This window comes from Kitasatospora sp. NPDC041988 (assembly GCF_055588525.1).
The window spans coordinates 73,674-87,962 of record NZ_JBVJCO010000005.1 but is presented as its reverse complement, the minus strand read 5'-3'; the positions used below and the strand labels follow the sequence as shown (position 1 = coordinate 87,962).

General features: G+C 71.6%; 5 protein-coding genes. All 5 read right to left on the bottom strand.

Annotated features, from left to right (window positions below; all coding sequences use genetic code 11):
• Window positions 1–42 precede the first annotated feature (42 nt).
• The 5 genes from ACZ6NC_RS07525 to ACZ6NC_RS07505 all read right to left on the bottom strand — a co-directional run bounded on the left by ACZ6NC_RS07525 (window position 43) and on the right by ACZ6NC_RS07505 (window position 14,059).
• Window positions 43–3,798, bottom strand: coding sequence for an amino acid adenylation domain-containing protein (locus ACZ6NC_RS07525; protein WP_465729949.1), 3,756 nt, complete (start codon window positions 3,796–3,798; stop codon window positions 43–45).
• 177 nt (window positions 3,799–3,975) lie between these two features.
• Window positions 3,976–5,286 carry a helix-turn-helix domain-containing protein gene (locus ACZ6NC_RS07520; RefSeq protein WP_465729947.1) on the bottom strand — a complete coding sequence of 437 codons (1,311 nt, stop codon included), beginning with the start codon at window positions 5,284–5,286 and terminating at the stop codon, window positions 3,976–3,978.
• Between the two features lie 936 nt (window positions 5,287–6,222).
• Window positions 6,223–8,319: a hypothetical protein gene (locus ACZ6NC_RS07515; protein WP_465729945.1), complete on the bottom strand. Its 2,097-nt coding sequence runs from the start codon at window positions 8,317–8,319 to the stop codon at window positions 6,223–6,225.
• 14 nt (window positions 8,320–8,333) lie between these two features.
• Window positions 8,334–10,142 carry a carbamoyltransferase family protein gene (locus ACZ6NC_RS07510; RefSeq protein WP_465729943.1) on the bottom strand — a complete coding sequence of 603 codons (1,809 nt, stop codon included), beginning with the start codon at window positions 10,140–10,142 and terminating at the stop codon, window positions 8,334–8,336.
• A 17-nt stretch (window positions 10,143–10,159) separates the two neighbouring features.
• On the bottom strand, window positions 10,160–14,059 hold the full coding sequence (locus ACZ6NC_RS07505; protein ID WP_465729941.1) for a non-ribosomal peptide synthetase: 3,900 nt from the start codon (window positions 14,057–14,059) through the stop codon (window positions 10,160–10,162).
• Window positions 14,060–14,289: the final 230 nt, after the last annotated feature.

Genomic DNA, 14,289 nt, shown 5'->3' with positions numbered 1-14,289 from the left:
ACACCTGACGCTCCATCAGCCCAGGCCGGCGGGGGCGCCCGGCTACCGTGAACGGGCCCTCAGGGCGGGCCGCGCCGCCCGCCCGCCGTCGAGCAGCGCCGCTATTCCCTCCGGCGTGGGGCTGGCGAACAGGGACTTCAGCGACACCTCGACGCCGAACTCGTCCCTGATCCGATTGGCCAGCCGGGTGGCGAGCAGGGAATGGCCGCCCAGCACGAAGAAGTCGTCCTCGCCGGAAACCGGGCCGCATTCCAGCAGCTCCGAGAATATCTCCCCGAGGACGGCTGTCCGCATTTCGGGACGGGGCAGGCCGGGGCGCCTTTGGGCCGGCCTGCCCGGCGCGCCGTCCGATGCGGCCGGCGCGGGACCGGCCGCAGCCCGGGCGGCCTGCCCTCGATCGGCCGTCCCCCGATCGGTCTGCCCCCGATCGGCCGGGTGCCGATCGGCCGGCTCGGTGGCTCCCGGGGCGAGGTGCTCGGCGAGACCCGCCGGGGTCGGCCGTTCGAACAGCACCCGCAGCGGCGGCTCGGCCCCCAGCTCGGCCCGGATCAGGGCGGTCAGTTCGCGGGCTCGCAGCGAGGTCCCGCCCAGGTCGAAGTAACTGTCGTCGATACCGACCGCGGGCACCGCCAGCACCCGGGCGAAGATCTCGCAGAGCGTCCGCTCCACCGCGGTGCGGGGCGCCCGGCCGGTGGCCGCGCGGCCGGGCTTCGGCAGGGCCGCGCGGTCCAGCTTCCGGTTGGGGTTGAGCGGCATCCGGTCGAGCTGGACGAAGGCCCACGGCACCATGTAGTCGGGCAGCGCCCCGGCCACGTGCGCGCGCAGCGCGCCCTGATCCACCGTGCCGGACTCCGACACGACGTACGCGACCAGACGCTTGGCGCCCGGGCGGTCCTCGACCGCCAGTACGGCCGCCTGCGCGACGGCCGGATGGCTTCGCAGCACGGCCTCGATCTCGCCGAGTTCGATCCGGAAACCCCGGATCTTCACCTGGTGGTCGACCCGCCCGAGGAACACCAGGTGGCCGTCCCCGGTCCAGCGCACCAGGTCGCCGGTGCGGTACATCCGGCTGCCCGGCCCGTCGAACGGGTTGGCGACGAAGCGCGCGGCGGTCGCGGACGGGCGGTTCAGGTATCCGCGGGACAACTGCTCGCCCGCTAGGTACAGCTCGCCGACCACGCCGGCGGGCACCGGCTGCAGCCGGCCGTCCAGCACGTATCCCCGCATGTTGCCGATCGGCCGGCCGAGCAGCGCCTCCGCCGGCCAGTCCGCGCCCCTGGCCGGGAACGAGTGGGCGATCGCCAGATGCGTCTCGGTCGGACCGTAGTAGTTGTCGAGCCGGCGCCGCTCGGGCTCGAAGAAGGCCTTGAGCCGGGGCGAGAGGGTCAACGCCTCGCCGCCCTGGGCGATCATGCGCAGTTCGGGCAGTTCGACGCCGGTCCGCTCGGCGGACTCGCACAGCGCGTCCAGCACCAGGTTCGGCAGATTCATGTCGTGGACGTCGTGGTCGGCGAGCCACCGCGCGAAGAGGTCGACATCGCGCCGGACCTCCTCCGGCGGCACCACCAGGGCGCCGCCGCTGGTGGTGGCGAACAGCACCTCGAAGGCGGAGGTGTCGAAGCTGAGCGAGGAGAACTGGGCCATCCGCCCGGGCGTGAGCGTGGTCTCGTACCAGGTCAGCAGGCTCACCAGGGAGGCGCCCGGCATGACCACCGCCTTCGGCCGGCCGGTGGAGCCGGACGTGTAGATGACGTAGACGGGGTGCTCGGGCCGCAGCGGCGCCAGCCGGTCGGCGTCGGTGATGTCGCCTGCCGGGAGGTCGCTGGCGTCGACCGGTTCGGTGAGTGTGAGAACCGGGGCGGCGTCGCCCTGCATGAACGCGATGCGGTCGGCGGGGTAGCTCGGATCGATCGGCAGGTAGGCGCCGCCCGCCTTGAGCGTCGCCCACAGGGCCACGATCACGTCGACCGAGCGCTCCATCATCAGCGCCACCACCGACTCGGGCCCGACGCCGTGGCCGATCAGGTACCTGGCGAGCTGATTGGCCCGGGCGTTGAGCTGGGCGTAGGTGAGCACCGTGTCGCCCATCTGCACGGCCGGCAGGTCGGGAGTCCGCGCGGCCTGGGCCTCCAGCAGGTCCGGCAGGGTCTTGCGCGGCACCTCGAACGGCGGGCTGTTGCGGTTCCATTCCACCAGCAGCCGGTGACGCTCGGCGGGGTCGAGGACGTCGATCCCGCCGAGCTTTCGGGCGGGGTCGGCGGCCACGGCGGTGAGCACGCGCAGCAGCCGTTCGCCGATGGTCCGGGCGGTCGCCCGGTCGAAGAGGTCCGCCCGGTAGGCGAGGGTCAGCTCGATGCCGCCGGGTGCGCCGTCCTCGGCGAAGCGCTCGGCGAAGTCGAAGCCGAGGTCGTGGCGGGCGGCGTGCGGGCCCGTCCCGTGGGGCTGCGCCTCGACGCCGGCCAGAGACGCGGGGGCCCGGTCGGTCCGCGTGGTGACCAGCACCTGGAAGAGCGGGTGTCGGGAGAGGGAGCGGGCCGGGTTGACCGCGCCCACCAGCAGTTCGAAGGGGATGTCCAGGTCGGCGTGGGCGTCCAGGTTCGTCTCGCGCACCCGGCCGAGCAGCTCGGCGAAGGTCGGGTCCCCGGAGACGTCGGTCCGCAGCACCAGCAGGTTGGCGAAGGGCCCGACCACGTCGTGCAGGTCGGCGTCTCCGCGGCCCGGGGCGCGCGTGCCGAGGGGGATGTCCTCACCCGCGCCGAGCCGGTTCAGCAGGGCGGCGACGGCGGCCTGGACCACCATGAACAGACTGCCCCGGGCGGCGCGGGCCACGTCGGCCAGGCGCTGGTGCGTCTGCGCGTCGAGCCGGAGTCCGACCTCCTCTCCGCGGTGCGTTGCGACAGCCGGGCGCGGCCGGTCGTACGGCAGGGCCAGCTCGTCGGGCATGCCTGCCAGCAGCTCCGCGCGGGCCTTCAGCCGCGCCGCCACGGCCTGGTCGGCGCCGCCGGCCGCGGCCGCGAACTCACTCTGGCGGTGCACGAAGTCCCTGAATCGGGCGGGCAGTTCGGCCCAGTCCGGCGAGCCGGCCCGGGAGCGGGCGGTGTAGGCCGTGTCGAGGTCGCGGACGAGCAGTCCGAGCGAGGTCTCGTCGACGGCGATCCGGTGGGTCAACAGGAGCAACAGGTGGTCGTCCGGGCCGAGTTCGAGCAGCCAGACCCGCAGCGGGATCTCCGCGGCGAGGTCGAAGCCGTACGCCGTCAGGCCGGCCAGCCGGGCTTCGAGCTCCTCCTCGGCGACCCGCTCGACCTGGAACGCCACACCGGCGTCGACCACCCGCTGCCCGGTGACACCGTCGGGCTCCGGGTGGACCGTGCGCAACGCCTCGTGCCGCGCGACCACGTCGTCCACCGCGGCGTGCAGTGCTTCCCGGTCGAGCGGACCGCGCAGGCGCAGCGCCAGCGGCAGGTTGAAGCCCGCACCGGGCCCCTCCAACCGCTCCAGGAAGCGCAGGCCCTGCTGGGCGAAGGCCAGCGGAAGGCGGGCGCCGTCCGGCGCGGCTCCCCGCGGGGTCGCGGTGGGCGACGGCACCGCCAGGGCGGACAGCGCGGCGACGTCCGGGGCGTCGAAGAGGTCTCGGACGCTCAGCATCACCCCGAGCTCGGCCCGGGCCCGGCCGGCCAGCCGAACGGCCTTCGGCAAGTCACCGCCGAGGCCGGGGAAGGAGTCCTCCCCACGCACCCGGGCCACACCCAGAACCTCCGCCAAAAGCTCGCGGAGCGCTCGCTGAGCAATGTCGCTCACGCCGACCCCCACCTCGTGTAGATAAGCCCGTTCACCGCCGGCGAGCTGCGAGAACACGCCCGCTGACGGCCAGAATAGATCGCCTTGGAACGCTGCCATCGGCACCATCGGCGGCAGAGCGGAGGCAATATCCGCTCCGCCGCCGCGGCCCGGTCCACCCGAGATTCGGCGCGGGTCCTAGGGCACGGTGCACGTGAGCTGCCGCTGTACGGCGACGACGACCCTGGCCGGGAGGGCGTGCCGCACCAGATTGAGCACGGAGAAGCGGGGCGGTTCACCGGCCGCCCCGGCGATCCGGCGCACCAGGCCGAGCGTGCGCAGCAGGTGGATGGCGCGGAGCGCTCCGGCGGCGGGGCCCCCGAGCAGGCCGACGGCCTGTTCCACCGTCCACGGGTCGGCGTCGGCCAGACGCCGCAGCGCCTCGGTGTCGTCCAGCGGCAGCGCGGCCACCGTGTGACCGAGCCAGGCGGTCAGCGAGTCATCGGCGTTGACCAGGGCGGTGGTGAGCATCTCCGGCAGGCCGGCCGCCGGGTCCAGGAGCTGCGCGGGCTCGTAGAGCAGCAGCCAGGAGGCCGCGGCCTCCAGAACGGCGGGCACGCCGTCCAGGTGCCAGCAGATGCGTGCGATCGCGGCGGTCACCTCCGCGTCCGCGTCGGTCTCCAGGTAGAGCTGCGCACAGCGCGATCGCATGAACTCCACCGCCGGGTACGCGGCGAGGTCGGCGTCGCGGGGCTCGCCGCGGGCCCATTCCGGCACGGCGAGCGGGAAGACCGGGAAGACCGGGTCGCCGGCGGTCGGCGAGGTCTCGCAGGTCTCGTACAGCACCCGCAGTCCGGGGCACCGGCGCAGCATCAGCCGCAGCGTCAGTTCGTCGTCCTGGTCGAGGTCCCGGCCGTCGACGGTGAGCAGGATGTCGTTCTTGGCCAGGACGGCGGCCAGGTCGTCGAGGGCGGGCTCGCACCCGAGCAGCTCGGCGATCCGGCCGAGCAGGGTGTCCGCGGGATCGCGCGGATCCTCGCCGACCGGTCCGGGTCCGTCCGGTTCGATACAGATGGCCGGCATCCGGCCGCTCTGGTGCAGCACGCTGGCGACCTCGTGGATCAGGCGGGTCTTGCCGACGCCCGGCATGCCCACGACCTTGATCAGCCGGTGTCCGGAGGACTCCAGCATGGCGGTCAGCGTGGCCGTCTCCCGCCCGCGGCCGATGATCGGGCCCAGGGGGGCGGGCGGTGCGATCAGCTCGTCGATGAGCGGCTCGCCGACGAGGGGGCCGGCCGCCGCCTCGAGTTCGGCCCGGCGGGCCTTGCTCAGCCGCAGGGCGTCGGCAAGCAGCCGGATGGTCTGGATCCTCGGGGTCCTGGTGCGTTCGAGCTCGAGGTCGCGGATGGCCCGAACGCTGATCGTGGAGATTTCGGCAAGCTGCCGCTGGGTCATTCCCACACGCTTTCGCGCGTTTCTCAGCAGGACACTGAACTGTGCATTCGGCACATGGCTGGCAGTGATTTTGAACACGCTCCAGAGATTGCCGTCCGATTCGCTGGGATCGGCCGGACGGATGGGTCCAGATCGTCACCGCACTCCCCGGGGCGGCCCATGCCACTGGCCGGCCCCGACGGAATGCGCCGATCTCACCGATTTCATGGAAATCACAGGGACTTCTGCATCGGCCATTCGGCTCGCAGCCGCCGTCCGCCAGAAATGACACTCAGCGGGAGTTCGGTCATCGCAACGGCCTGCTGCGGAGATATTTGAATCGACCCCGAGCTCTCGGGGAACCTTTGACTACCGGAGGTGGCTCATGCGCGGCGCATGGCCACCGAAAGACAGAACGCCGCACCCAGAACGATTTTTCCGGTCTTCTGCCTGACAGACCAAATGTCGGTTTCGCCCGGCATGACACTTCCCCCGTTCCGGCAACCTGACGGCGCTCACCGCAGTTCGTGCGGCATCAGATGACAACACATGACGGGTACACAAGGAAAGCTCCTGGCTCGATCGGAGCCGTCCCGGGCAGCCCACCAAACACGCTTGATCGCCCCCAGAAGTGCACATCCCCGGCATATCTCCGGCCGCACGATACGCCCGCTTTATGCCGTCTCGTCGGGCCCCGGCGGACCGGGTTGTGCGTGCTACGTGCCGCCCCACGGCCGGGATCCTCACGTTCCGCTCCACCCGGAAGGACTTCTTCCGGCCAGCCGGGAGACATCTCCACGCCTTCCGGGAGGCCGTCTCGCCGTTGCGTCCACATGATGGACAACCATTTGCGGTCATCGGCCGCCGCGTGATTGTCTGAAGCGGGCAGGAGGACACGCCCGATTTCTTCGGCATGCCATCGCGCATTTCTCGATCGTGCACGTAGAACGGCGGTGCTGATCATTTCAGCACCGCCGTTCGGGGATTGCGTGGCCATCGGGCCGGCCCGGATCAGGCGCTCTCGCCGGCACCCCCGGCGACGGCGGTGAACGTGTGGACGTCGCCGAAGGAGCAGTACGGGTCGGGCGTGCGGCCCGCCAGGACATCGGCCGAGATCCTCCGGATCCCCGCGTCACCGGGGAAGGCCGGCGAAGGCCAGGCCAGGACGACCTCGTTGAGGCCGTCGCACACGACCTCGCCGGACAGCGAGATCCCATGGCGCTCCCACCCGGCGCCGCCGGTCATGGTGCCGACGGGCCGGCCGTTCACCTCGACCGACACCGTCCCCTCGGCGCCGCCCGGGTGCGGTATCCGCCAGGTGGCGTCCAGTTCGACCGGCTCGCCGGCCTCACCCACGAAGAAGAACACCGATCGTGCCGAAAAGGCCTTGTAGTAGTTCCGCGCATACGCCGGAGTACCGGGCGTCGACCACTGGAGCTCCAGCGCCTGGCGGCCGGCCGAGTTGTACGACGGGTCGAGCAGGTCGGCCTTCCGGAGTCTCACCGAATGCTCTTCGACCCATACCTTCTCGACCTGTCGGCGAACGTCCTGCCCATCCTTGTCCAGTACGTTTACGATCGATCCCGTGACGAGCGGATCGAGATACTGGCGGACATTCACGAACAGGTAGCGCTGAATCTGCGGAGAACCGGCCTTCAGCAGGCTCTCGGCGGACTGGCACATCATCATCGGGGTGCGCCGGGCCTGCAGTTCCAGATAGGCCGACATGAGCGGGGCGAGACCGGCGGAAAGGCCGATCGCGCGCTCGATCGAGTACTCGACCAGCTCCCCGTCCTGCCACCAGTGCGCATTGTGGACGGCGGCCAGGAAGAGCGTCTCCGCCTCGGACCCGGCCGCCGGCCCGGGGGCCTCGGCGAGCAGCTCCCGCCAGCTCACCGTGGACTCCTTGAACGCGCCCAGCAGCGCGGCGGCCGCGGCCGCCATGGTCACCCGGATGCCCTCCGCGTTGAGGTGGCAGTAGTCGATGAAGAGCCGCCGGTCCGGAATGCCGCCGTCGAGGTGCTCGCGGAACAGCTTCGGCGAGTCGACCAGCAGGTCGCCGTGGCGCTCGGCGCCCTCGCGCAGGGCCGCGAGGACCGGCGCGGTGCTCCTCGGCGCGTAGACGACGGTGGTGTCCCAGATCTGGGCGTCCCGGGCGGCCTCCAGCGCGGCCCGGGCCGTCTCCTGGTCGCCGGCGGCCCGGGCGCAGTCCGCCAGGACGTAGTGGCCGGCCGCGTTGGTGCCCTGATCGAGGTCGACCATCCGGCGGGCCGCCTCGGCCGCCTCCTCGAAGCGACCCTCGGCCAGCGCCGCCCGGGCCGTCTCGTACAGGGCCGCCCACCGCTGGTTGCCGTCGCCCGGCAGGTGAGCGGCGTTCGCCACCGGGTCACGCCAGTCGGCCAGGTTGAACTCCGGGGCTATCCACAGCACCGGCACACCGCGCTCCGCGTAGAACGCGGAGACCTCGTCGACGATCTCCTCGGAGGTGCGCCGGACGAACTCCTCCGCGTGCTCCCGGTACCCGGCCGGGCCCCGCTCGCGCACCGCCGCCGCCAGCGCTCCGCGCTCCAGCGGCTCGGTCGGCAGCTCGTAGCGCCAGTTGTTGCCGCCGAAGAGCACCACCGCGTCGGGCTCCAGCACGGCGGCGGCCAGGGCGAGGTCCTTGATCTCCCGCCCCAGCGAGGTGCGGGCCAGGTCGACGACCTCGACCTCGCCGGGCCCCAGACGGGACTCCAGCAGCGCCGTCAGCACCCCGGCGGGGTTGTAGGCCGGGTCGTACAGGAAGCCACGGGCCACCGACTCGCCGAGGAGCAGCACCCGCCGGCCGCGCGCCTTGGCCGGGATCTCACCCGCGTTGGCCCACATGGGCCATTCCAGTCGCCGCTCCTGGTCGCGGACGAACGGCCCTTCGTCGCCGGTGCGCTGCCATATCCCGACCCGCCGCCCGTCCGGTGGCACGGCCACCGCGTCCGGCGCCGGTGCGGGGGAGTCGGGAGATTCGGTGGACAGCAGCCGCAGCAGGTGCGCGAGCTGCGCGCCGTCGTCGGTCGAGAGCTGCCGCGCCAGTTGATCGGCGAAGAACTTCAGGGAATCCGAAGGTCGGTCCATGGGCCCGTTCCTGTTCAGAGGAGCGTGTAGACGAGGTGGTCGACCGCTTCGCCGGCCAGAGGCGCGGGTATCGCGGTCTCCAGCTCCCACAGCAGCGGAATCGACGAACGATCCAGAACGAAGTCCTCGATCACCAGAAGGTCGATCTGGCTCCTCACGAAACACCTGATCGCGTCGAGCGGAGTGCACACGATCGGTTCACCGCGCACATTGAAGGAGGTGTTGAGCAGAATCGGGCACCCGGTCTGCCGGTGGAATTCGCCCAGCAGCTTCGCGAACCTCGGATTGCTCTCGTCGTTGACGGTCTGGATCCGCGCCGAGCCGTCCACGTGCGTGATGGAGGGCAGGTCGATCGGGGAGGTCACCTGGTGGGTCTCCAGCATGAACGGAGAGGGGTGGTCCAGGTCGAAGTGGTTCTGCGCCTCGGACTCCAGCACGGCCGGCGCGAACGGGCGGAACGCCTCCCGCAGCTTCACCAGTTCGTTGATCCGGTCACGCGTCCCGGCGCCCCGGGGATCGGCCAGGATCGAACGCGCGCCGAGCGAGCGCGGGCCGAACTCCATCCTCCCCTGGAGCCAGCCGACCACCTTGCCCCGGGCCAGCTTCCGGGCCACGTGGGTGATCAACTGGTCCTCCTTGCCCCGGAAGTCCCGGTAGCGCGCGGAGGTGTTCCTCAGCAGCCGGTGCACCTCGTCGCCGGAGCTCGCGGGCCCCAGGTAGACGTGCTCCTGGCGTTTGTGTTCCGGCCGCTCACCGGTCAGCCGTACGTGCGCCACCGCGGCGGCCCCGATCGAGCCGCCCGCGTCGCCGGCGGCCGGCTGCACGAACAGCCGCTTGAACGGGCCCTCCTTCAGGCAGCGGCTGTTCGCCACCACGTTCAGCGCCACACCGCCGGCCATGCAGAGGTTCTCGCTCGGCACCTTCTCGTGCAGGTACCGCACCTTCTCCAGCAGGATGTCCTCCAGCACCACCTGGACGCTGCGTGCCACGTCCAGGTGGAAGGGCTGGAGTTCGGACTCGGGCACCCGGGCCGGCCGCCCGAGCAGCTCGGCCAGCGCCGGCGAGTACATGGACTCCTCCGAGAGGAAGGAGAAGTACTTCATGTTGAGCCGGTACTGCCCGCCCTCGCCCGGTTCGACCAGGTCGCGGATCCGGTCGGCGTAGCGGGGCTCCCCGTAGGGGGCCAGGCCCATGACCTTGTACTCGCCCTCGTTGACCTCGAAGCCCAGGTAGCCGGTGACGGCGCTGTAGAAGAAGCCCAGCGAGTCCGGGAAGTCCACCTGCTCGAAGCGCTCCACGAGGTGCCCGTTGCCCGAGCCGTAGGTGGTCGTCGGCCAGTCGCCGACGCCGTCCACGGTGAGGATGGCCGCCTCGTCGAAGCCGGAGAAGTAGTAGCTGCTCGCCGCGTGCGAGAGGTGGTGGTCGACGATCTCGACCGGTCCCTCGTACCCGGTCACCGTGCGGAGCACGTCGATCGGCGGGGTCCTGGTCATCCGGTCCTGGATGTCGCGGCGGCGCTTGGCCGGCACGCCGGGCATCAGGCCCATCCAGATCTGGCGGCCCAGCTTGCGCACCGGGTCCTCGTAGTAACCGATGGCGTCGACGTCGGCGAGGCTCAGCCCGGCCTCGTCGAGGCAGTAGCGGAGCGCGTTCCGGGGGAACGACTTGTCGTTCTTGACCCGGGTGAACCGCTCCTCCTGGACCGCGGCGACCAGCTTGCCGTTGCGGATCAGGCAGGCAGCCGAGTCGTGGTATCCGGCCGAGACGCCCAGGATGTTGACGTCCGAGGCGGGCTTGCGCCGGTGGGTGACACTGGTGGACATTCGGTTTCCTCCTGCCTTCACCACTGCGCCAGGTGGTCATCGATCAACTGACCGATCTCACGCAGGGGCTCGCGGTCGGTGATCTCCAGGTGCCCGCAGTCGAGGTCGTACTGCAGGATTTTGCCGTCGACCAGCGCTCCCCACGTCTGCGCGCCCGAACGGTCGCTGGTGCGGGTGGCGTTGAAGAACAGCACGTCGCCGGAGAACCGCTCCTCGGCGTGGTAGTGCAGGAACGCCTCGCAGTTGCCGACGGTGGTGGCCGCGACGTTGGAGGCCTGCTTCCACTCCAGCATGCCGAGCACCGGGTCGTGCGCGCGGAGCAGGTCGACCAGCTCCTCGTGGCTCGCCGGGTCGGCCAGGTCGTCGGCGCGGTGGCCCAGCAGGACCTCCATCACCCAGCGGCTGTCCGCCTCGGCCGGCCGGAACTCCTCCGGCAGCGGACGGGCGTCCAGCAGGGCGAGGGTCGCGACCTCCTCCCCCGCCGCCTCCAGCCGGACGGCGACCAGGTGGGCCAGCACTCCGCCGAACGAGCAGCCCATCAGGTGGTAGGGCCCGTGCGGCTGGAGTTCGCGGATCGCCGCGACGTGGGCGTCGGCCATCTCGGCCATGGAGGCCGGCTTCACCCCGTCCCCGAGCTGGGTGGACTGCAGTCCGATCACCGGGCGGTCGTCGTCGATGTGCGGCAGGATCGGCGTGTAGGTCCAGCTCAGACCGGAAGCCACCGGCAGGATGAACAGCGGTTCGCCTACGCCCTCGCGCATGGTGAGGACCGGCTCCATGGGGTTGCCCCGGGTGCGGTTGGTCAGCTGCTGGACCAGCTGGGCCACGGTCGGCCAGCGGTACAGGTCGCGGATGGTCAGCGGGACGCCGCCGATGTCGGCGATGTCCTTGACCCGGTCGAGGAACATCACGGCGAGCAGCGAGTGGCCGCCGAGGTTGAAGAAGTTGTCGCCGACGCCGACGTCCGGGACGCCGAGGATCTCGGCCATCAGTGCGCACAGCGCCTTCTCGACCGGCGTGCCGGCGGCCTGCACTCCGCCGCCGGTGGCGGTCCAGGCCGGCAGCGCGCGGCGGTCCAGCTTGCCGTTCGGGGTGAGCGGCAGCTCACTGACCATGATCACACTGGGGACCATGTAGTCGGGCAGCTGCTCGCGCAGGTTCTCGTGCAGCTCGCCGGCCGTCACACCGTCGTCCGCCGGCACCGCGTAGGCCACCAGGCGCTTGTCGCCGGGTACGTCCTCGCGCACGATGACGGCGCCCTGGCGGACCCGGGGGTTGCGGGTGAACACCGCCTGGACCTCGCCCAGTTCGATGCGGAAGCCGCGGACCTTCACCTGGTCGTCGGCCCGGCCGATGTAGTCCAGCCCGCCGTCCGGGCTCCAGCGGACCAGGTCGCCGCTGCGGTACATCCGCTCGCCCGCGCCCTCGAACGGGCAGGCCACGAAGCGCTCCGCCGTCAGGCCCGGACGGTTCAGGTAGCCGCGCGCCAACTGTGGCCCTGCCACGTACAGTTCGCCGACCACACCGACCGGCACCGGGCTCAGCCGATCGTCCAGCACGAACATCCGCAGGCCCGCCAACGGCAGGCCCACCAGGCTCCGGCCGACCGAGCCGGCCACCGTGGACGCGTCCAGTGCCAGGTAGGTGGCGTGGATGGTGGTCTCGGTGATGCCGTACATGTTGACCAGCGTCACCCGGTCGTCCGGATGCCGGTCGTACCAGGGAGAGAGCTGGGCGAAGTCGAGCGCCTCCCCCGCGAAGATCACGGCGCGCAACGCCAGTTCGGGGGTGCTCCTGGCGTCCTCCGGGATCAGCGGGTAGAAGGCCGAGGGGGTCTGGCACAGCACGGTGACCCGCTCCCTCGCCACCAGGGCCAGGAAGTCCTTCGGCAGGCGCGACACCTCGTACGGGACGCTGACCAGGGTGCCGCCGTGCGCGAAGGCGCCCCACATCTCCCACACCGACACGTCGAAGGCGTAGGAGTGGAACCAGGTCCACACGTCGTCGCCGCCGAAGGCGAACTGCTCGCGGGTGGCTTCCAGGATCGCGACCACACTGCCGTGCGCGATGGTGACGCCCTTGGGGCGACCTGTGGAGCCGGAGGTGTAGATCACGTATGCCGGGTGCCCGGCGAGCAGCGGCGTGGTGCGCTCGGCGTCGGTCAGGTCGGCCGCGTCCCTGGCGGCGAGGTCCGCTTCGACGGCGCCGCCGCCGAGCAGGACCGGGGCGTCGTCGAACCGCGGCGGCAGGGACGCCGAGGCCGTCCCGGACGTGACCACCAGGGCGGGCCGTGCCTCCTCGAAGAGGGTCGCGATGCGCTCGGCCGGGTACGCCGGGTCCACCGGCAGGTAGGCCGCGCCGGTCTTGAGGACCGCCAGCAGCGCGACGGCCAGATCGGCGGAGCGGTCGAGCAGCACCGCGACCCGCTCCTCGGGGCCGGCGCCCCGGGTGCGCAACAGCCTGGCCAGCCGGTTGGCCCGGGCGTTCAGCTCCCGGTAGGTGACCCGGGTCTCGCCGTCCACCACGGCGATCGCGTCGGGCCGGCCGGCGGCCTGCGCCTCGAACAGCGCGACCAGGGTGGTGGTGGGCTCGGCCCCGACAGTGCCGCTCCACTCCGTGAGGAGCTGCTCGCGCTCGCCGGCGTCCAGCAGCCCGATCTCCCGGATCGGCGTGTCGGGGTCGGCCGCCACCGCCTCCAGGACCCGGGCCAGGCGCTCGGCGGCGGCACGGACCGTCGCCTCCTCGTAGAGGTCGGTACTGCCCTCGACCGTGACGGCGAGCTCGTCCGGGAGGCCGTGTTCGGTCCGCTGCCGGCCGAAGCCGATGGAGAGGTCGAACTTGGCCGTCCCGATGTGGACTTGCTCGGCGCTGACGGTGAGTCCGGGCAGTTCGAGCGGCCGGGTGTCGGCGTCCTCCAGGGTCAGCAGCACCTGGAAGAGCGGGTTGCGGCTGCTGGAGCGCTCCGGGTTGAGCTCCTCGACGACCCAGTCGAGCGGGACGTCCTGGTTGGCCCAGGCGGCGATGTCGGTCTCGCGGACCCGCTGGAGCAGGGCGCGGAAGGACGGGTTGCCCGCGGTGCTGGTGCGCAGCACGACGGTGTTGACGAAGAAGCCGACCAAGTCCTCCAGCGCCTCGTCGGAGCGGCCCTCGACCGGCACGCCGATCGGAACGTCCTCGCCGGCCCCGGTCCGCGACAGCAGGACGGCGGTCGCCGCCTGGACCACCATGAACAACGTCGTCCCGGTCTCCCGGGCGATCTCCAGCAGCCGGGAGTGGACCTGCCGGGAGCAGCTGACGGTGTGCGCCACCCCCTGGTACGAGGCGGTGACGGGCCGCGGGCGGTCCGGCCGGATCAGCGCCTCCTCCGGCAGACCGGCCAGGGCCTCCCGCCAGTGGGCCAGCTGTCTGGCGGCCTCGCTCGCCGGGTCCGAGGGGGTGCCGAGGAAGTCGCGCTGCCACGCGGCGTAGTCGCTGTACTGCACCGGCAGCGGCTCCCAGTCCGGGGCCCGGCCCTCGGTCCGTGCCCGGTAGGCCGCGGCCAGGTCGCGGAAGAGCGGCCCTTCCGAGGCGCCGTCGGTGGCGATGTGGTGGACCACCAGCAGCAGCACGTGCGTCCGCTCGCCCAGGGCCAGGAGGTGCGCCCGGAACGGCAGGTCCTTGGCGAGGTCGAACGGCACCCGGCCGAGCCGGACGAGGGTTTCGGCGGCGCCCGCCTCGACGGCCTCGGTCACCGGGAGCTCCACCCCGCCGTCCTCGACGTCGCGGACCCGTTGGTAGAGGGTGCCGTCGACGACCTCGAAGACCGTTCGCAGGGTCTCGTGGCGGGCGACCACGTCGCTCAGCGCGAGCCGGAGGGCCTCCCGGTCCAGTTCCCCCACCAGCCGCACCGCGCTCGGCACGTTGTAGGTCGGGGACAAGCCTTCCTGCCGGCTCAGAAACCACAGGCCTTGCTGCCTGACGGAGGGCGAGAACAAAGTTGAGCTCCAATTCCTCACGCCGGGCGACTGGCGTATCCGCCTCCTATTGCCCGGTTCCATTCGAGACGTCAGATTGACAACGCTAGGGCCCTCGACCGGTGGATTGCGGCACCTTCGGGGGCAGAAAGCAGGTGCCTGCGAACAGGTGACGGCCAGGACCGCAAGAGGCC

Bases quoted from the DNA above. Each gene is read 5' to 3' on its own strand.
- ACZ6NC_RS07510 (WP_465729943.1), bottom strand. From the start codon at position 10,142: ATGTCCACCAGTGTCACCCACCGGCGCAAGCCCGCCTCGGACGTCAAC.
- ACZ6NC_RS07515 (WP_465729945.1), bottom strand. From the start codon at position 8,319: ATGGACCGACCTTCGGATTCCCTGAAGTTCTTCGCCGATCAACTGGCG.